The organism is uncultured Helicobacter sp. (genome assembly GCF_947367035.1).
Classification (GTDB): domain Bacteria; phylum Campylobacterota; class Campylobacteria; order Campylobacterales; family Helicobacteraceae; genus Helicobacter_D.
In genome coordinates this window covers 1-18,798 of record NZ_CANBCA010000030.1, presented here as the reverse complement: position 1 = coordinate 18,798, position 18,798 = coordinate 1, and the positions used below count along the sequence as shown (strand labels likewise).

Sequence of the window (18,798 nt, the reverse complement as noted above, 5' to 3'; positions counted from 1 at the left end):
TAGAATCTTTAATCAAGATTTGTCCTAGTTGATAGCTAAGATGGGATTGGGTTCTTGTTGTTGCAGTGCCAAAGAGAGCAACTTCAAGGTTTGTAATTCTTTCTTGAATAGAATGAGAATTGGGTTTAGAATCTATGGTTTTGTTTTGAGGCTTTATTGTTTTAAAATTTAATTGATGAAACTTTTTAGGTAGTATAGGCAAAGGCACATCATCGTCACAATTCTCAAAATAAGCAAAACGATTTTTATTTGTATTACAATAGAGTGTATCATAAACAAACTCTAACTTTTCTTGTGCGCTCTGCAAGGATTCTAGCTTTGATTCTATGGATTTAGGGGAGAGAAAAATCTCTTTTTTATAGGTGAATTTGAAATCTTCCTTGTGTATTTGCCCATAATGCTCTGTCGTTGCTTTATCCCAACTATGCACACACTCTCCACTCCAAAAAATATTACTTTTAACTTCCTTGCAAGGATTCCCTGCATTAATGGTATTAGACATAAACTTTTTAGCAGTTACCAAACTTTTCGCTCCAATGACTGCGCCCGAAGCGATAAAACAACCTTTAAGGAATCCCACTTCCTGTCCTACCCAAATATGGTCGCCCAAATAAATACTTTTGCTAGAATTAATGCGTAAATTAGAGGTTTTATCATAAATCAAATGAGGGTCAGCCGTCCTACACCAAAGGGAATGAGAAATCAAACTATTACTACCTATAATAATATTTTGACGCTCTGATAGACAAAACCACCTTCGATTACTACCTATAGCAGGGTTGAAGTAATTATTATTCCCTATGAAGCATACGCTATCGTGCCACACTTCAATAGAATCCGCATTCATTGTAGAATCGCCAATAAATACTAAAGCATTATTGCCACCAAAATTGATATTTGTATTTTTTAAATAGCTCTTTTCACTCAAAAACAAGACATTATTCTTGCCCATAAAGTTAATTTTAGAATTTACTTGACGATTCAAATCTCCATAAATCACATTGCCATTTTGTCTTAAGTGTTTTTGCATTTTATTTTTGCTCTTCACGTATGGATTTTACAATATCCACTTCCCAAAAAAACTCCACCCAATCACTCACTTCTCGCAAGATAAAATCTGGCTTAAAGCTTGCAGTGGGTTTATGAAAAATACACGCTGTTTTGAAGTCAATGCTAGAATTGATTTCTGTTAAGATATTATAAACCTTTTCCATACTTGTGCCTGTATCTACAATTTCATCCACAAGTAAAATGCGTTGATTTCCACTAAGTTCAGGAATATTTGAAATCTGAATCTCTTGTTGGATTTTATTAAAGAATGAGGAAGCATTAATCGTATAAACGCGTCTTAAATCTAATGCGATTCCCAAAAAATGTGCCATTGTCAGCCCACCACGCGAAATTGCCACGATTCCATCGGGATTAAAGTCAATTTTATCTACTAAATCTTTCATATCCTCTCTAAACATTTCATAGCTATAATACTGCATTTCTCCTCCTTTTTCTTTCTATCTTACTAATAGCTGCAAATCTCGTTGTATAGACTATCTCTCTCCACAGGTAAGAATCCTGCATTCTTAATCTGTGCAATCAATTCATCTTTTAGGATTCCATTTGCGCTTTTACTGCCACTTGCACTTTGGATTGCTTCTTTTTGAATCGTGCCATCAATATCATCTGCGCCAAACTCTTGGGCTACAAGAGCCAAATTCAAACCCAAAGTTGCCCAATAAGCTTTAATATGCGGGATATTTGGCAATAAAATCCTAGAAATCGCAATCGTTTTTAAAATCTCTTGCCCACTTGGAAACTCTTTAACACTTAAAAAATTATTTTCTTTTTGATACATTAGAGGGATAAAGGCATTAAATCCCCCACTTTTTTCTTGCGTATGATAGAGTTGCAATAAATGGTCAATCCGATGTTCGCGCGATTCTATATGTCCAAATAACATTGTTGCATTAGATTTCTTGCCCAAACTATGCCAAATGCTATGAATCTTTAACCAATTTGCAGAATCTACTTTACCCTTACAAATAAAAGAACGAATCTTTGAATCAAAAATTTCTGCACCCCCACCAGGCATAGAATCCACACCATTTTCGGCCATTAAATTTAAAACTTCTTCATAAGTTTTTCCACTTAATTGAGTTAAAAAATTCACTTCTGCAGCCGTCAATGCTTTAATATGAATCATTGGAAACTCTGCTTTAAGAGTCTTAAAAAGGTCTAAATACCACTCCAAGTTCAAATGAGGATTATGCGCTCCTACAATATGTAGTTCTAATGCCCCTGCTTGTATGGAATCTCTAGCAATTTTTAAAACCTGCTCTTTATCCATTGTGTAGGCATTGGGATTCTTACGATGCGCAGAAAATCCACAGAATTTACAAACATCTGCACACGCATTGGTTGGATTGATATGCCGATTAGAGTTAAAAAATACCTTTTTGCCAAAATAATTTTGCCTAATAGAATCTGCCATTTTACCAAGTGTGAAAATATCTAATTCATAAAGCTCTAAGGCAATTTTAGGGTCTAAAAATTCTGTATTTTTATATTTTTTTTGTTGATGCACTGCAATGAACCTTTATTATTTATCTTGCTGCAAAATTATACAAAAATTACTTTAACTTACTTTAATTTACAAAGTTTCTTTAACAAAATCATAAAAAGTAAAATTTAAGTTTAATTTCATTTTTATTTTATGAAGTTTTTATAATAATTATAATTTCAACTCTTATAAAATAGAAAGGTGGATTATGCACCAAACCCAAGCCTTTGATTTAAACAACGAAATTTTCTTAAACGATGATACGCTCATTACCTCCAAAACCGACTTGCAAGGCAGAATCACTTATGGCAATCAAGACTTCGTCCATTTTAGTGGCTTTAGTGAAAAGGAATTTTTACACAAACCACACAATCTAATTCGCCACCCACTAATGCCGCGTTGTGCTTTTAAATTATTATGGGATACTTTAGAGCAAAAATGTGAATTTTTTGCCTTTGTGATGAATTTATCTAAGAGCGCAAAGACTTATTGGGTTTTTGCGAATATTACTCCCTCCTATGATGAAAAAGGTCAAGTCATTGGCTACTACTCTGTTCGTAGAAGACCAAGCAAAGCTGGGGTAGAAACTTTGGCAGGTATTTACCACAAACTTTTAGAAATTGAAAAAGAGAAAGATATGGAAGCGGGGGTGCAATTTGTGCTAGATTTTTTAAAACAAAATCAAATCTCTTGGGACGAATTGATGATTAACTTACAAAATCAAGGCAAAGTTGGAGGCTACCGATGAAAATCTTTTTGCTTAGCGGGATTCTACTTAGCGTCATTGGAATTTGTTTAGAAGTATTCTTACAAGGCATTAGCATTAATGTTGCAATTTTTACAATCCTCTGTATTTTGCTGATATTCGCCTTTATCAAATTTAGAAAACGCGAAAATCTCATTCAAACCATACTAAAAGTTTCAAGGCTTTATCAACAAGGCAAATTTGAAGCAAGAGTTTTGAGAGTAGAGGGGGATTTAGACCTTTGCACGATTGCCAATACCTTAAATAATGTTGCAGACAACCTAGAAGCCTTTATGCGCGAAATTTCAACTGCCATTAAATGCTCACAAGAGGGTAAATACTTCCGTTTGGCATTCCCACAAGGGTTAAAAGGTGCTTTTATCTCAAATGTTAATGCGATTAACGAAGCTTTAAGCAAAATCAAAGAAAATGCAAAAGATAATGTCCAAAATGCACTTGCTAAATCACTAATGGATATGAGTTTGGGTAGTCAAAACGAGAATCTCACAAAAATTTCCTCTGATCTAGATGGTGATATGCGTTATATGGAGATTGTGAATAAAAATGTTACTAATATCACAACTTCGGCTAAAAACTCCCAACAAGATGTGGATTCTCTCACGGAATCCATTGACAAACTAATGGATATCATTAATAATAACCTTGCCACAATAGAAAGTTTCACACAAAAATCCAAAGACATTAATTCTGTGGTAGAAATCATTGCAGATATTGCCAATCAAACCAACCTTCTTGCTCTAAACGCTAATATTGAAGCAGCACGTGCTGGAGAACACGGAAGAGGCTTTGCGGTTGTTGCCGATGAAGTGCGCAAACTAGCAGAAAAAACACAAAAAGCAACAAATGATATTTCTATTGTCGTGCAAACAATGCAGCAAGAAATTGCAGAAATTCAAGATAATTTTAGCAAAATTTCAGAATTTGCTAACTCTACGCATAAATCCATTGCGGACTTTAATCATATCTTTAGCGGTATGGAGCAAACTACCACGACACTCCAAGAAGTCTTTGATAAGCTTTCAAGCAAATTGCTCTTGAGTGTTTCTAAGCTAGAGCATATTGTCTATAAATCTAACCTCTACTTGAGTTTTAATCTTAAAAAAGAAACTTGCAACTTTAATACAATCAATCCAATCTCTAAGTATTTAGATGATGAGCATTCTATTCATCAAATTGGAAATTTGGACATCACAAGTCTTAATCGCGCCAAAGTTACTTTACTTCACAATACCAATCAAGCCCTAGAAAAGCTCAAAGAACCATTAACCAAAGAAAATGCGGAAGCTATTGTAAGAACCTTTGAAGAAATTGAAGAATCCTCCAAGGAAACCATTACGCTTTTAGAAGAGCATTAAGAGATTCTTTAGAATCTCTCTCCTTGTCATTTCATCTTAGATTTTAAAACAAAAAGTTATATCCCATATAGAGATTAATAGAAGAAGTTTGACTTAAGTTAAGCTTAGTTGGAGTTTCGTTACCCTGAATATTCACTTGGCTTTCTTCCTCCCCAAAATTCAATCTCCTTGCTTGTATGCCAAACTCTAGCTCACCATTTTGTAAAGCATAAATTGCACCTGCTTTAACACCATAAGTAAAGCCCATATAATCAAGAGAATCCATTGAATCCTCTCCAATTTTAAAACTACCACTATCAAACTTAGCTTGTGTTAAACCTGCATTAATACCGAATAAAGCACGCCAATTTGTTGTGTTTGGAATCTTTGGAGTTAAGGCATATCCAAGCGTTAAGACTTGATAAGAAAATCCATTTTTCTTCAAATAATGCTCAAAACTTGCTAAGATTCTATGATTTTCACTCAAAAGATAGCCCACTTGCACACCAAACCCAAACTGCTTTTCACTCAAAGAATGCACTTGAGATTCATAACCTGTGATATGTAAATCCGCATCAGAATCTGATTTGCTATAACTTCCATAAACCCCCAAAAGACGATTGCGTCTCTGCTCATAAAGTGGGTGATAAGTGCTTTGTGGTGCGTAATATCCTCCACTAGCTGCTTCCTCATAACCAAATCCAAGCGAAGCTACCCAAACTAAAAGTAATAAAATCCGAAACATTTAGAATCCTTGCAATTAGTATTTAAACTCAACTAGCAAAAAGGATTCCACAATGGATTAAGCAACAACCTCAACTTACACTTTAACTACAAAATTGCTAAAAATCTCACAAATCAAACCGCCAAAATTAATTTTAAGCCGAGTTTCTTGTTTCTCTTGATGAACTTCTACCACTCTCCCTGCACCAAGAATTTTGTGCATCACACAATCTCCTCGTTTAAATTCATTTGCGCCATTACTAGATGGAATCAACACAGATCTTAATTCTATCTTTGCTTGATTAACACTAACACCACTTTCAACCAAAAAGCTAGAAGGTCGCAAAAATGCGCGATTCCCTTTATAAAATCTAGAATCCGCATAGCTTAAATACAACTCCTTTTTTGCCCTTGTTAATGCAACATAAGCCAAACGCCGCTCCTCCTCTAAACTGCTATCCTCTCGTATCATTGGGAAAAATCCCTCTTCAAGTCCAATTACAAAAACATAATCAAACTCCAACCCCTTACTAGAATGCACACTCATACACGACACACCCTCTACACCCTTGCTTTCTTGGCGTATTTCTGTATCTTCTTGGTCACTCCTTAAGGCTAAATCGTTTAAAAATTCCTCTAATTCACTTAGTGGATTTTGCTTAATAAACTCACGATAAACGCCATAAAATTCCTCAATATTACTCACGCGGTCAATCTCCTCACGTGTTTGCCCTAACGCTTCACAAAGTCCAATTTTTTGCTCAAACTCATCTAAAAAGTTCAAACTTGAATCTTGCAGACTTTTTTGCAAATCTTGTAATGTAGCAAAAAAATCTTTGATTTTATGATAAGTCTTGTTACTCAAAGCCTCCTGCACACTTTGTAACTTTTGTAACCTTATCTTTTCTTCAGAATCTTTAGGATTTAAAAGTCCAAAAATACTTGTATTATGCTCTTGTGCTAGAACGACTAATTTATCTATTGTAGTTTTACCAATCCCTCGTTTAGGCTTATTAATAATGCGCATCAATGAAAAATCATCGTCTAAATTAACTAGCACACGAAAATAACTCAACACATCTTTAATCTCACTTCGTTCATAAAACCGAATCGCACCAACCAAAATATAGGGGATATTTTCACGATTAAACCCCTCTTCTAACGAGCGAGAAAGTGCATTCACACGAAATAAAATTGCAATATTTTTAGCCAAAACTCCATTTTGCAGTAATTGCTTAATAATTTTTGCTATTTTGCGCACTTCTGCTTGCTCATCACGAGAATGTAGAATCTCTATGGGCTTTCCTTTGCCTAAAGTTGTTTTTAACTCTTTACCCAAACGCTCTTTATTATTGGCAATTAGCTGATTGGCTGCCTTTAAAATCGCTTGAGTTGAGCGATAATTTTCCTCTAGCTTAATGATTTTCGCACCCTTAAATTGCTCACTAAACTGCAAAATATTTTGAATATTTGCTCCTCTCCAGCTATAAATACTTTGGTCATCATCGCCAACGACACAAAGATTTTGATGAGTAGAGCAAAGTTGCTTTAAAAGCAAATATTGCAAATGATTGGTATCTTGATATTCATCTACCATTATATATTGGTATCTTTCGCTTACTTCTTTTGCAATCTGTGGATTTTGTTGCATAATCCCTAAAGGAAGAAGCAATAAATCATCAAAATCTACCATATTTTTTTCAATCAAAATTTTTTGGTAAGCACCATAGACTTTAGCAATATGCTGATAAATTTCTCTGTGTGCTTCTTTTAATGCCTCACTAGGCGTGATTTGAGAATTTTTATAACGAGAAATTTCACTAACCACTAAAGCAAGAGGTGCTAAATCACCATTTAACTCTTTAATAATGCGTTTGCTATCCTCACTATCAGCTAGGATAAAGTTTGTTTTGCGTTGTAAATAGGGGATATAAAACTTCAAAAACAGCAATCCAAACTTATGAAAAGTGCAAAGCAAAGGTGGGTGGGTGGTAATGTTTTCAATCATACCAAGGGCGCGTCTTTGCATTTCACTTGCAGCTTTATTGGTAAAAGTCAAGGTAAGGCATTGATTGGGCGGAATCCCAATCTCATCTATCAGATAGGCAAGTCTTGTTGTAATTGTTTTTGTTTTTCCACTCCCTGCACCAGCTAAAATCAATAGCGCACCATCAATCGTTTGGACTGCCTCAAGCTGTGCGCTGTTGAGTTGTTTTAAAAAAGAATCCTGCATAAAACCCCTTATTATTGTTGAATCCATACTTTATAAATCTAATTATACCCATAAAGCATTTTTTATCAATGCAAAACTCTACCTAAAAATACATTGATAAAGTTGCGCATTCAAATAAGAATTAAGATGTAACCACTCTTTAATGCTTTGAGGGTTTGTATCAAACTTTCGCACAAGATTCCAAAAGTCTTGTTGATGATTAGGATAACGTAAATGCGCTAATTCGTGAATTATCACAGAATCTATGCAAACAAAGGGCATAAGAGCAAGACGCAAGCTTAGACGAATGGACTGCTTTTTTGTTTTACAACAACCTAATTGACGATAACTTTTACCATAGCTAATCTCACAAGGGAAAAGCTGCATTGCCTGTGAAATTTCTCCTATACGAGAAGAAACGTAAGATTCTAAAGCCTTTTGATAAAGAGCAATTAAAAGAGATTTGAACTTTACTTTTATAGGGCTTGATGCAGATAGAATCTCTCCTTGCAAGAGAGCTTGCCACAGCTTTTGCACAAGCAAGGATTCTTGTAGATTCTCCAAGCTAGAATCCCACTTTTGCAATGTTTTTTGCAAACTTACTAAAAAGTCCTTGTCCAAATAAATTCTTAATGTATCAAACTCCACCCACTGCCCAAAAAGATAAAATTGATTCCATCGGATTTCTTCTTGATATTGTCTGCTATTTTCAAAATGTGTCAGAATCCATTGCAAATTTGCTTCAATAAATTCTTCACAAGTTTTTTTGCGAACAAATCTTGGTAAATTCACAATCAAACCCACCTTACAATCAAACCGCATTTTTAAATGCCTCAAATTCCCTTTTTGAACAATTTTTATCGCAAGGTCAGGTGGAAAACCTGCAGGAAGTTTTAGCATTTTAAATCAAAGATAATTCTATTTGTGTCATCAAAGTGGAGCAAAACGATTGTTGGCAGGTGTGAGAATCTCAATACTATATTGCACTTGATTATCTCGGATTCTTTCTTTAAAATACCGCTTTGCCCCCGGTGAGTTCTTTAAATAAAAGTATTCAATCCCAAAGGCAGTCGCATAATTAATCCAATCATATTCTAAATCCACATCTAATAATTTAGCCTGCTCTACAAACAAACTATCAAGCGGAGAAATAGAGTTCGCAATATACATATTCCTCCTATCTCTCTCTTGTGTGATAGAGAGCAGACTTGGATTATAATTGATTTGCGTGGAATAAACACCATCAGGGCGGATATTGTTATAAGTTAATTGCGAGAGAATAATACTAGAGTTTGCAATGGGCGTATTAAGAAATATTCTTGTTCCTTGTAAAACTCCCCTTAGAGATTTAATCTGCTTTGGAAGTTCCGCACTCTGTTTGAGGCTGAAGCTTTTAGAGTATTTTAGATTTTTGTTTTCTACTTGTGTGTATTGCTGCATTAATGTGCCAATCGTTCCAGAATCATAAAAACTTGCCGCATTGACATTAGGGTGAATTTTGGATAACTTTTGAATCTGTGCTTGATAACTAATTCCGCCAAAGATGAGATTCTCTGACTTTTTAGAATCCGCTAGGATTTGAGATTTATGCACACTAGGAATAAACACTGATACGCTTGGATTCATTGCATTTAAGTTGTTTGCTCCCTCTTGGGTCAAAATCGCAATGATTTGGCGATGACCTTTAGAATATATCTTATCAAGTGTTGCTTGCAAATCCTCTAACGACTCACTATGAGAATCAAACACTTCAAAATTAAATCGTCCTTTTTGAGCCAAAAGATAACTTAAAATCGTATTCATTGTCGTGCTAGAATAACGTCCAATGGCTTTGCGTGGAAACAATAAAGCAATATGAAACAATGACTTTTTCATTCCCAAAAAATAAGGAATTTGAGAGACTTCAAGTTGGGCTAGAATCTTGTCTAATTCCTCTATCAATTCCTTATTTTGATTCTCTTCATTAATGTTTGCAACAAACGAAAAAATCTGCTCCTTTGCCAAAAAATCTTTTAAGCAGCCACTGCTACATCTTTGTGATTCTATATTTAAAACTTCCATATCTGGCACAGGCAATGGAGAGAGGTATTTACCACTTGCATTTGCAAAAGGAGGGAGAATTAATGCACTAACCATTAACAAAATACATAAATTTTTCAAGCTTCTTTTTAAATATTTTTTTAACATTATTCTAACCTTTCTTCAATAATTCTTTAAGATTCAATAATTCCTTATGCGCCTTGACTTTCAATTCTGGTTGTCTAAGAAGTTGGTTTAAGCCAAAGGTAGGAAAAAGGCTCAAACGATTCCATTCAAGCAATTTACCCTGCACATTTTCATAACAACTTCCATCTTGTGTCAGATGAAAATAAGCGTCCGCTCCAAGCAAAACTATCACCTTACCTTGTGCAAATTCTAATTGTTTTAGAAAATATCCTATACACGATTCCACGCAAACTTTTTGGGCATTTTGTGGAATCTCACATTTCAAAAGTGAAAGAATAGATACATTTTGTAAATTTAGATTAAACACGTGCTCCACGATATTTTTTAACATTTGTGCTGCTTTGGAAGCAAAACGCAATTGAGAATCCAACAAAGGCAAAAGCGTAAGAAAAACTAACTTAGAATCTTGATTGCATAATCCAGCACAAGCAGAAGAGGATTTTTGCACACATAATTTACAAGATTCTATTAAACTCTTTAAGTCTCCTTGATTTTGACTCTGGAATCCGCTTTGTGCAGGCACTAAAAACTGCGGATTACAGAAATCAAACCCACAAGATTGTAATAAATAGAGCTTTTTTAGTAATAAAGCTTGATGGAGTGTTTGCAAATTACCTCCAAGTTTAGAAAATAAATAAAATTATAAAACAAAAAGATTAAGAGAGAATTATCTTTCACACAACTTCCTTAAAATTATTTTTCACACTAGTGCGCACTTTGAACAATATAAGCTTTAAGGATTTTTTGCTCTTTTATCGGCTTATCTTGTGAATTAGTAGGTGTATATTCTATCTTGCGCAAAGTCTTAAAACTCTCTTCTTGGGATTCTTTACTAATCTCACCAAAAATCGTATGCTTACCATTTAAATGTGGTGTGCGCGTAGTCGTGATAAAAAACTGACTGCCATTTGTGTTTTCTCCTGCATTTGCCATTGCCAAAATCCCAGCTCTATCAAAAGCATACCCTCTGACAATCTCATCTTCAAAGTCGTTTCCCCAGATAGATTCTCCCCCTCGTCCTGTGCCACTAGGATCTCCCCCTTGAATCATAAATTTACGAATCACGCGATGAAAAATCGTTCCATTATAATACCCCTCATTAATATGAGTAACAAAATTTTCTACCGCCTTAGGTGCAACTTGTGGAAATAAATCTAAAGTAATTTTACCCGAAGTCGTTTCTAGCACCGCTTGAATCTTTTGTGATTCTGTATTATGTGTATTTTCTTGCGCATTTGCTAGGATTCCTAGACAAATAAGCCCTAGCAAGCCCCTAAACAAAAAGTGAATTAACGCTTTCATCTTTATTAATCCTTCTAATAACTTCTGCAAAAAGTGGAGCAACACTTAAAACTTTAATTTTTTCACAAGATTGTTTCAAGGGAATCGTATCCGTAACAATGACTTCATCAATTTCACTTTTTTGGATCCTCTCGTAAGCTACTCCACTAAACACCGCGTGTGTGCCTAGTGCAATCACCCTAGTTGCGCCCTTTTGTTTAAAGGCACTTGCAGCCTTTACCATTGTGCCAGCTGTGTCAATCATATCATCAATTAAAATCACCTCTTTACCCTCCACATTTCCAATGACATTCATCACTTCGCTTTCATTCGCCTTTTCACGTCGCTTATCAATGATGACAATATCTAGCCCCAAAAGTTTGGCAAAATATCTAGCACGTGCTACTCCACCAATATCCGGACTTGCTACAATAGGGTTTTTAAAGTTTTTAGCAATAATATGTTCCTTAAAAACAATAGAACCATACAAATTATCTACTGGAATATCAAAAAATCCCTGAATCTGCCCTGCGTGCAAATCCATAGCAACCAAACGCGTGATACCCGCTCTTTGTAACAAATCTGCCACAAGCTTCGCACTAATCGGGACACGTGGGGCAGCTTTGCGGTCTTGTCTAGCATAACCAAAATAAGGCATAATGATATTAATAGATTTTGCCGAACTTCGCTTCAAAGCATCTACCATAATAAGTAATTCCATTAAATTATCGTTAGCAGGTGCAGAAGTAGATTGAATCACAAATACATCTTTACCGCGCACACTCTCACAAATGCGAACTCCAATCTCTCCATCGCTAAAGCGTGTTATTTCCGCATCTGATAGCTCAATATCCAAATCCTTTGCAACGCATTTAGAAAACTCTGGGTGCGCAGTTCCGGTAAAAATCTTATAATCTTGCATCAAACCACCTTTTAGAAATTAAAACAAGCATTATAAACTAAAAATTTAAAATTTTGCTTTTTTGTGCTTGGTTTTTAAAATTTTTGCTAAAATGCGCCTATTAAAAACTTAGGAATCGTGATGATAGACCAAAACCAACCCCGCAAAGGCATTGTAGAAATCTTAGAAAATAGTAGCTATGAAGAGATTGAATCCTTCGTAACTTCGCGATTCCAACAAAATCTTGCATTTTTCAAAACCGATTATCCTAGCCTTTTTGAATCTTTGCAACAACCCGCCAAAGAATATCAACTCTATATTGGAAAAGAAGGGATTAATATTTTAAACTTTACACAAAATACCTTTCTTTTCCCCATTATTGAGGGAAAATCTAGTATGCTAGAAGTGCATAAGAATTGCGCCTATAAACCACCTATTAATGAAAAATGGAATCGCATTTATGGCACACGCGCGGAAATGATGAATGAGGATTTTCCTTATAGCGGGATTTTGGTTAATGGAATCCTTGAGTTTGCTATGAATAACGGAGGAGTTGCAGCTTATCATCTACCAAGTGATTTTTTGCCAAGTTTAAATCTTTTTGGCTTAGGGGGCGGGATTTTCCTACAAATCCTTGCAGAAAATTACGCAATGATTCATAATTTTTTCATCTTTGAAGAATCCTTTGACCTTTTTAGAATTGCTTGTTTTTTTGTAGATTTTGCCTTACTTTTTAGCAAAACAGAGCATAAGGCGGGTTATATCTTTTTAGAAAGCATGATGAATCGGGAGTATATTAATCATTTTTTTTTGACACGCAAAATCAGCACTTCTATCGTTCGCTTTGAACTAATGATGTATCAAACACCAATGAATCAAAGTGCGCGTGGAATCGTTTTTGAAATGCACTCTCAAACTTTACGAGGTTGGGGAACTTATGAAGATGAAATGCGTGGAATCATAAACAAACTAAGCTTTCCACTACGACCAATGCTCATTGAACCCAAACGTATTAACGCACCAATCTGCGTGATTGGCAATGGTCCTAGTTTAGATTTTTTACTTCCTTTCATTAAACAAAATCAAGAAAAAATGATTCTCTTTAGTTGTGGAACTGCATTAAAACCGCTTTTAAATGCAGGAATCACACCAGATTTTCAGATAGAAATTGAACGACACGACTATTTAGATGAAGTGTTAAAGGCTGCTCCTCTAGGGGATATTCCATTGCTTTGCGCAAGTGTGTTAGATAAAAAGGCAAAACAACTTGCCAAAGAAATTTATCTCTTTGAGCGCGATGGTTCTAGTGCCGCGGATTTAAATTCTCCACTTTTTAAAGTTCGCTTTACCGCACCTTATGTTGGGAATGCTGGAGCTGCGCTTGCAAGCTATCTTGGAAGTGATGTGATTTTGTGTGGAATGGATTGCGGATACAAAAAAGGAGCGAAAAAACACGCACAAAATTCCTATTATGGAGAGGAGGAAGCACAGATTCCACAAGATGCGTATCCTGTGGCAGGTAACTTCAGTGAGGATATTTACTCTGACGCACTTTATTCGCTTTCACGCACCGCTTTAGAGGAAGCATTTAGAACCTTGAAACCTTTTAATATTTTAAACCTAAATGATGGGGCAAAAATTGCAGGAGCGCAGGCAGCGCATTATGATGATTTTGAGTTAAAGTCTATTGACAAAACCCAAGAAATCAAAAACCTAAAATCACTTTTCAAAGACCCAATGCAAGAAAACTTCTATACTAAAGAAACACAAAAATATTTTTTTGAGATTCTAGCCTTTAAAAACAAAATCCAAGATGGCTTTAAAATGAAAGTAGAATCCAAAAAATCCCTTTTTATCGCACTAGATAAAATCTTTGAAGTCATTTCCAAAGAAGGCAAAAACAATCCTTGTATTGGGATCCTATTTGGTGGGACTTTAAGCCATTTTCTCTATGCGATTGCACTTGCAAGCTTGCATTTACCGCACGACTCTATGCAAAATCTTTGGCAAAAGGCACAAATGCTCTATGCAGAGGCAATGGAAATAATGATAACTCGTTTAAGAGAAGTGCTTTTAGTAAAAGTGGAACACTAATTGCTTTAAAGTTTTTATCTCAAATGTCAAAAAGGATTGAAATGACAAGAAAAACATCAATTTCATTAGTCTTAGCGGGAACGCTTTTAGCAAGTAGTTTATTTGCGGCACAGCAAATTAATTCTGTATCTAGTAGTGAAACCATTAGTCCAATCGGCAATGCAGGGGATAAAATTGCAGTAGCGGCAACCAATCAGCCTACAAATGCTAGCCCTTATGCAAACTCACACGGCAGAAACTCTAACTCTCCAGCAGGTTTGCAAGGCATTGAAGTAGGAGGAGATGATATTGTGATTCCAAACGCACCGATTATCACTCCCTCAAGTATTATTGAAATTAGCGCAATCGGTATGGGTGTCGCACCTGAATCCACACTCTCACCTGCACAAGCTCTAGCATTGGCAAAACGTGCGGCAATCGTAGATGCTTACCGACAAATCGGTGAGAAAATGTATGGAATCCGCGTCAATGCACAAGACACCGTGCGTGATATGGTGCTTAAAAACTCAACCGTGAAAACAAAAGTATTAGCGGTGATTCGTAATGCAGAAATTGTGGAAACCGTTTATAAAGACGGGCTTTGCCAAGTGAGTATGGAACTTAAACTTGATGGAAAAAGATGGTATCGTATCTTAACAGGCGAACAATTCTAAAGTTAGCATTTCTTAGCCTTAGCTTATTTACAATTTTTGGGTGTGCCAAAACGCCCCAAAAATTGCAAAATTCTGCTTCTAAAACAATCTTTTTTTCTACAAAAGACTTTAGATTCTATGATTTAGGATTTATCAAAACTTATCCCAACTCCACAGCCTTAGAAATTTTTAATGTGGGAACTTTATTGCTCCAAATGGAATGTTTTAAAGACAAAATTTGTCTAAACCAAACTTGCTATGCAAAAGATTCTTTTATGCGCAGAATCTTTGGAGAGGATACTTTCAAAGATTTAGATTTAAGAGCTGTTCTCTTAGGAGATGAAATTCTTTTAGGAGCAAACAAACAAACAAACTCTAACGGATTTACCCAAAATATCAGGCGAGGAAATTCTACATTACATTACCAAGTCAGCACGGATTCCATTACTTTACATATTCATAATACACAATCCAAAACAAAATTTGCGTTAGAAATTAACGCAATTCCTTAAGAGAGATGAATGCAAATCTATCAACCCAAAAATGGCTATTGTTATAACAGCGACACACTCTTTTTGTATGATTTTGCGCTTCCTTTTTTAAAACCAAATTATCATTTATTGGAAGTAGGTGCAGGTTGTGGAATCTTGGGCTTACTTTGTGCAAGAGATTCTAAATGCAAGCTGACAATGATAGAAAAAAATCCCAAAATGGCAGAACTTTGTGCGCACAATCTACGCATTAATCAAACCCAAGCGCATTTGATTTGTGCAGACTTTTTAAAACATGATTTTTCTAGCCTTAACACAGAATCCAAACTTGCACAAGAACATTCCAAAAAGCTCTCAAAAGTATCCTTTGATACAATTCTAAGCAATCCACCCTTTTACCACGATGGAGTGATAAAGTCTGAAAATTCAGATATTTTCACTGCGCGTTATGCAGAGAATCTACCTTTTTTAGATTTTGTTTGCAAGGTTAATGCGCTGCTTAAACCACAAGGTGAATTGATTTTCTGCTATGACGCAAAAGCAATTTTTCATCTCTTTAACGCACTCAATCTTTATAAAATTCGTCCAATTTGTTTGCGTTTTGTTTATCCAAAGGTAGATAAAAGCGCAACTTTGGTATTGTGTCGTTCTAAAAAAAATTCCAAAAGCCAATGTAAGATTCTGCCTCCGCTTTTTACACATCAGGACTTGGATTTTTCACAAGAAGTGCTTGAGATTTACAAGCGCGCAAACACTTGGAGTATCAAATGCTAGAAAACTCTAATTTTGCTTTCGGTTTTGATCCAAGCAAATGTGCCGAGTGTAGAGGTAAATGTTGCACAGGTGAGCAAGGCTATATCTTTGTAACTCCCCAAGAGATACAAAGAATCGCGGAATCTCTAGGCTTTGAATTTGACACTTTTTGTCAAAATTTCATTAAAAAAGTCGGTTATCGCTATTCCTTGCGTGAAGTTTTGGAAAATGATGGTGCCTATTCTTGTGTTTTTTTCAAAAATGGCGTTTGTGAAATCTACTCAAATCGCCCTATGCAATGTATAAAATTCCCTTTTTGGGATTGTTATAAAGAAAATTGGACAGATTTATTAAAGGAATGTATCGGTGTGGTTAAAAAATAAAATTTTATTAAGTTTGAGCTTTGCTTTTCTCTTAATTTTAGGACTTGTGGGTTGTCTTAGAAATGATTTTAAATTTTCTTTTGCAAATGCAAATTTTGCAGAAAACCAAGAGGATATTTTCATTATGCAAGGTTATGCGGCACTAGATACGCAAGATTTGCAAGGTGCAAAAGACGCTTTTAGTAAAGCTTATGCGATTAAAGCGGATAAAAATTATCTAAAGGAAATTTTAGGGATTCTAGTAGCACAACAAGATTTTGAAAACGCCAAAAAACAAGCCTATGAATACCTAGCCAAATATCCCAAAGATGAAGAAGTGCGTGGAGCATTAGTCGGAATCCTCACAAGCACAAAAGACTTTGATAACGCATTAAAAGAAGCTAAAAAGTTGATTTCTTATCACAAAACCGCACAAACTTACGAAATACTTGCTTCCGTTTATTTCTTGCGTGAAGATTTCCAAAATGCCGCACAAACTTTAAGTAAAGCCTACGCACTCACGCGAGACGAATTACTCTTAGATAGACTTGGAGCAATTTATTTACTTTTTTTAAAACAACCGCAAAAGACAATCGCGCTTTATGAAACACATCTTAGAATGTATGGAGTCTCTAGCCTCATTGGTGAAAAGCTTGCGATTATTTATACGGAATCCAAAAATTATGCCCAAGCGGCGCAAGTTTATGTCAAACTTTATGAAACCCTTGGTAATCAAAGTTACGCAAAACTTGCATTAGAGTTTTATTTCAAACTCAAAAGACTAGATTTAGCCAAAGCATTTTTACTAAAAAATCCCAAAATTGACGCACGTGATGAAATTCTACTAGAAGTCTATCGCTTACAAAAAGACTATGCAAACAGCATTAAACAAGCAAAATCACTCTACCAAAATACACAAGACTTAAACTACCTTGCTTACTATGCGATGATGCGTTATGAAAATATGCAATCTTTTTCTCGCACGAAGTTAGCAGAGATTGAAAAAGACCTCAAAACTTCCGCCTCCAAACTAGAGGACGCATTGTATTGGAATTATTTAGGATATTTAATGATTGAACACGACTTCAAAGATTCCGTGCGTATCCAAGAGGGAATGAAATATGTGCAACTTGCTTTAGATAAAGAACCGCAAAATGTATATTATTTGGATTCTTTAGCTTGGGGATATTATAAACTCAAAGACTGCAAAAAAGCAAAAGAAATTATAGATAAGATTCCACAAAATGAACGGGAAAAAGAAACAGAAATCAACGAACATTACAAAACAATCTCTCGTTGTCTGCGTCAATAAATCTTACCATTGCGTCATTGTAAGATTCCGTAGGAATCGTAACAATCCATAATCCCGCATAAACTCAACTTTACGATTCTATTTTCTAATTCTTATAAAACTACAATTCTAAGTCAATTTTAAATCTATCTCCTTATAATGCTATTAAATTCAAATGTCCAACAAGGAGAGAAAATGAATATTTTAGTTACCGGTGCGTCTTCTGGGTTTGGACGCGCAATTGCTCAAGAATTTGGTAGCAAGGGACATAAAGTGATTGCGCTTGCAAGACGCAAGGAACAGCTAGAATCCCTTGCTCAAGAGATTCCACACTGCTTCATTCTATCTTGTGATATTTGCGATAAACCCTCTTTGCAACAAGCCATAGAATCCCTACCACAAGATTTCAAAGAAATTGATGTGTTGGTGAATAACGCAGGACTTGCACTTGGGCTGACTAGCGCAGATAAATGCGAGTTTGAAGATTGGGAAAGAATGATTGAAGTTAATATCAAAGCACTTACTTTCATCACGCGCCTTATTTTGCCACAAATGGTAACGCGCAAAAGAGGGCATATCATCACCATTGGCTCTATTGCTGGACTTTATGCCTATCCCGGCGGCAATGTTTATGGAGCAAGTAAAGCGTTTGTGCGGCAGTTTGCTCTAGGGCTTCGTGCCGATTTAAGCGGCACAAATGTGCGTGTAACAGACATTGAACCCGGATTAGCAGGAGGCAGTGAATTTTCACTCGTGCGATTCAAAGGGGACAAAGACAAAGCAGACGCACTCTATAAAGGGGCAAATGCCCTCACACCACAAGATATTGCACAAGCAGTTTATTGGGTTGCCACCTTACCACAACATATAAATATCAACACTTTAGAAATAATGCCAACAAGTCAGAGTTTCTCCGCCCTCAATGTCTATAAAGAGGAATAATCCCGCATACATTAAACTTCACAATGTAAAAACAGGCAAAAATTCCACAAAAAACTTTGCATTTCTTTTTTTTTATGCTAAAATTATTTTTAGCTTTGGCTAAATTCTAACCTAAAGTCAAAGTGGAGGTATTTGATTAATGATTTTATTATTAATCAGATTGTAATTTCGAAATTCAATCAAGGAGATTAAAATGAAATTTCTAAAATTAAGTTTAGCAGCAAGTGTTGCTTTAG

18 protein-coding genes and 1 pseudogene are annotated in these 18,798 nt (G+C 35.5%); 9 read left to right on the top strand and 10 right to left on the bottom strand.

The annotated features are described in order from the left end of the window. From Q0Y61_RS08410 to mqnE, 3 genes and pseudogenes are all read right to left on the bottom strand, one after another. Positions 1 to 1,030 (bottom strand): annotated as a pseudogene (locus Q0Y61_RS08410) (hypothetical protein); the annotation flags it as partial. A gap of 1 nt (position 1,031) precedes the next feature. Beyond that, positions 1,032 to 1,490: a phosphoribosyltransferase family protein gene (locus Q0Y61_RS08405; RefSeq protein ID WP_297814164.1), complete on the bottom strand. Its 459-nt coding sequence runs from the start codon at positions 1,488 to 1,490 to the stop codon at positions 1,032 to 1,034. Positions 1,491 to 1,516: 26 nt separating this feature from the next. Beyond that, the gene (mqnE, locus tag Q0Y61_RS08400; RefSeq protein ID WP_297814163.1) at positions 1,517 to 2,578 is read right to left on the bottom strand and encodes an aminofutalosine synthase MqnE; all 1,062 of its coding nucleotides are present in this window, start codon (positions 2,576 to 2,578) and stop codon (positions 1,517 to 1,519) included. A 184-nt stretch (positions 2,579 to 2,762) separates the two neighbouring features. Between mqnE and Q0Y61_RS08395 the strand changes: the two genes are divergently transcribed. Together Q0Y61_RS08395 and Q0Y61_RS08390 are read left to right on the top strand one after the other, a co-directional pair. Next, positions 2,763 to 3,302: a PAS domain-containing protein gene (locus Q0Y61_RS08395; RefSeq protein WP_297814162.1), complete on the top strand. Its 540-nt coding sequence runs from the start codon at positions 2,763 to 2,765 to the stop codon at positions 3,300 to 3,302. Beyond that, on the top strand, positions 3,299 to 4,675 hold the full coding sequence (locus tag Q0Y61_RS08390) for a methyl-accepting chemotaxis protein (protein ID WP_297814161.1): 1,377 nt from the start codon (positions 3,299 to 3,301) through the stop codon (positions 4,673 to 4,675). The genes Q0Y61_RS08395 and Q0Y61_RS08390 overlap by 4 nt, the downstream gene beginning before the upstream one ends. A 43-nt stretch (positions 4,676 to 4,718) precedes the next feature. On the opposite strand, the gene Q0Y61_RS08385 is transcribed toward Q0Y61_RS08390, so the two are convergent. From Q0Y61_RS08385 to Q0Y61_RS08355, 7 genes are all read right to left on the bottom strand, one after another. Continuing rightward, a complete protein-coding gene (locus Q0Y61_RS08385) occupies positions 4,719 to 5,399 on the bottom strand; it encodes a hypothetical protein (RefSeq protein WP_297814160.1) in 681 nt (226 codons plus the stop codon). Positions 5,400 to 5,474: 75 nt separating this feature from the next. Next, a complete protein-coding gene (locus Q0Y61_RS08380) occupies positions 5,475 to 7,610 on the bottom strand; it encodes a UvrD-helicase domain-containing protein (RefSeq protein WP_297814159.1) in 2,136 nt (711 codons plus the stop codon). A gap of 78 nt (positions 7,611 to 7,688) precedes the next feature. After that, positions 7,689 to 8,489, bottom strand: a complete 801-nt coding sequence (locus tag Q0Y61_RS08375) for a YgjP-like metallopeptidase domain-containing protein (RefSeq protein ID WP_297814158.1) — start codon at positions 8,487 to 8,489, stop codon at positions 7,689 to 7,691. Positions 8,490 to 8,519: 30 nt separating this feature from the next. After that, complete coding sequence (locus Q0Y61_RS08370; protein ID WP_297814157.1) at positions 8,520 to 9,776, bottom strand: hypothetical protein; 1,257 nt, start codon at positions 9,774 to 9,776, stop codon at positions 8,520 to 8,522. Between the two features lie 4 nt (positions 9,777 to 9,780). Continuing rightward, positions 9,781 to 10,425 carry a uracil-DNA glycosylase family protein gene (locus tag Q0Y61_RS08365; protein WP_297814156.1) on the bottom strand — a complete coding sequence of 215 codons (645 nt, stop codon included), beginning with the start codon at positions 10,423 to 10,425 and terminating at the stop codon, positions 9,781 to 9,783. A gap of 95 nt (positions 10,426 to 10,520) precedes the next feature. After that, the gene (locus Q0Y61_RS08360) at positions 10,521 to 11,117 is read right to left on the bottom strand and encodes a peptidylprolyl isomerase (RefSeq protein ID WP_297814155.1); all 597 of its coding nucleotides are present in this window, start codon (positions 11,115 to 11,117) and stop codon (positions 10,521 to 10,523) included. Continuing rightward, the gene (locus Q0Y61_RS08355) at positions 11,089 to 12,018 is read right to left on the bottom strand and encodes a ribose-phosphate pyrophosphokinase (RefSeq protein WP_297814154.1); all 930 of its coding nucleotides are present in this window, start codon (positions 12,016 to 12,018) and stop codon (positions 11,089 to 11,091) included. Before Q0Y61_RS08355 ends, Q0Y61_RS08360 begins: the two co-directional genes overlap by 29 nt. Positions 12,019 to 12,138: 120 nt before the next feature. Between Q0Y61_RS08355 and Q0Y61_RS08350 the strand changes: the two genes are divergently transcribed. The 7 genes from Q0Y61_RS08350 to Q0Y61_RS08320 all read left to right on the top strand — a co-directional run bounded on the left by Q0Y61_RS08350 (position 12,139) and on the right by Q0Y61_RS08320 (position 18,562). Further along, on the top strand, positions 12,139 to 14,091 hold the full coding sequence (locus Q0Y61_RS08350; RefSeq protein ID WP_297814153.1) for a 6-hydroxymethylpterin diphosphokinase MptE-like protein: 1,953 nt from the start codon (positions 12,139 to 12,141) through the stop codon (positions 14,089 to 14,091). A gap of 41 nt (positions 14,092 to 14,132) precedes the next feature. Next, a complete protein-coding gene (locus Q0Y61_RS08345; protein ID WP_297814152.1) occupies positions 14,133 to 14,744 on the top strand; it encodes a hypothetical protein in 612 nt (203 codons plus the stop codon). Further along, positions 14,711 to 15,235, top strand: a complete 525-nt coding sequence (locus tag Q0Y61_RS08340) for a hypothetical protein (protein WP_297814151.1) — start codon at positions 14,711 to 14,713, stop codon at positions 15,233 to 15,235. Before Q0Y61_RS08345 ends, Q0Y61_RS08340 begins: the two co-directional genes overlap by 34 nt. 9 nt (positions 15,236 to 15,244) lie before the next feature. Continuing rightward, entirely contained in the window at positions 15,245 to 15,988 is a 744-nt protein-coding gene (locus Q0Y61_RS08335; RefSeq protein WP_297814150.1) for a methyltransferase, read from the top strand. Continuing rightward, complete coding sequence (locus tag Q0Y61_RS08330) at positions 15,982 to 16,350, top strand: YkgJ family cysteine cluster protein (protein WP_297814149.1); 369 nt, start codon at positions 15,982 to 15,984, stop codon at positions 16,348 to 16,350. Before Q0Y61_RS08335 ends, Q0Y61_RS08330 begins: the two co-directional genes overlap by 7 nt. Further along, positions 16,334 to 17,641, top strand: coding sequence for a hypothetical protein (locus tag Q0Y61_RS08325; RefSeq protein WP_297814148.1), 1,308 nt, complete (start codon positions 16,334 to 16,336; stop codon positions 17,639 to 17,641). Before Q0Y61_RS08330 ends, Q0Y61_RS08325 begins: the two co-directional genes overlap by 17 nt. A gap of 174 nt (positions 17,642 to 17,815) precedes the next feature. Next, the gene (locus Q0Y61_RS08320; protein ID WP_297814147.1) at positions 17,816 to 18,562 is read left to right on the top strand and encodes an SDR family NAD(P)-dependent oxidoreductase; all 747 of its coding nucleotides are present in this window, start codon (positions 17,816 to 17,818) and stop codon (positions 18,560 to 18,562) included. Positions 18,563 to 18,798: the final 236 nt, after the last annotated feature.

What these genes read in the sequence shown, in the direction of transcription:
- Q0Y61_RS08355 (WP_297814154.1), bottom strand. Translation starts at nt 12,018, where the DNA reads ATGCAAGATTATAAGATTTTTACCGGAACTGCGCACCCAGAGTTTTCT.
- Q0Y61_RS08370 (WP_297814157.1), bottom strand. Translation starts at nt 9,776, where the DNA reads ATGTTAAAAAAATATTTAAAAAGAAGCTTGAAAAATTTATGTATTTTG.
- Q0Y61_RS08375 (WP_297814158.1), bottom strand. Translation starts at nt 8,489, where the DNA reads ATGCTAAAACTTCCTGCAGGTTTTCCACCTGACCTTGCGATAAAAATT.
- Q0Y61_RS08390 (WP_297814161.1), top strand. Translation starts at nt 3,299, where the DNA reads ATGAAAATCTTTTTGCTTAGCGGGATTCTACTTAGCGTCATTGGAATT.
- Q0Y61_RS08330 (WP_297814149.1), top strand. Translation starts at nt 15,982, where the DNA reads ATGCTAGAAAACTCTAATTTTGCTTTCGGTTTTGATCCAAGCAAATGT.
- Q0Y61_RS08340 (WP_297814151.1), top strand. Translation starts at nt 14,711, where the DNA reads ATGGTATCGTATCTTAACAGGCGAACAATTCTAAAGTTAGCATTTCTT.
- Q0Y61_RS08350 (WP_297814153.1), top strand. Translation starts at nt 12,139, where the DNA reads ATGATAGACCAAAACCAACCCCGCAAAGGCATTGTAGAAATCTTAGAA.
- Q0Y61_RS08320 (WP_297814147.1), top strand. Translation starts at nt 17,816, where the DNA reads ATGAATATTTTAGTTACCGGTGCGTCTTCTGGGTTTGGACGCGCAATT.
- Q0Y61_RS08335 (WP_297814150.1), top strand. Translation starts at nt 15,245, where the DNA reads ATGCAAATCTATCAACCCAAAAATGGCTATTGTTATAACAGCGACACA.
- Q0Y61_RS08385 (WP_297814160.1), bottom strand. Translation starts at nt 5,399, where the DNA reads ATGTTTCGGATTTTATTACTTTTAGTTTGGGTAGCTTCGCTTGGATTT.
- Q0Y61_RS08360 (WP_297814155.1), bottom strand. Translation starts at nt 11,117, where the DNA reads ATGAAAGCGTTAATTCACTTTTTGTTTAGGGGCTTGCTAGGGCTTATT.
- Q0Y61_RS08345 (WP_297814152.1), top strand. Translation starts at nt 14,133, where the DNA reads ATGACAAGAAAAACATCAATTTCATTAGTCTTAGCGGGAACGCTTTTA.
- Q0Y61_RS08405 (WP_297814164.1), bottom strand. Translation starts at nt 1,490, where the DNA reads ATGCAGTATTATAGCTATGAAATGTTTAGAGAGGATATGAAAGATTTA.
- Q0Y61_RS08395 (WP_297814162.1), top strand. Translation starts at nt 2,763, where the DNA reads ATGCACCAAACCCAAGCCTTTGATTTAAACAACGAAATTTTCTTAAAC.
- Q0Y61_RS08380 (WP_297814159.1), bottom strand. Translation starts at nt 7,610, where the DNA reads ATGCAGGATTCTTTTTTAAAACAACTCAACAGCGCACAGCTTGAGGCA.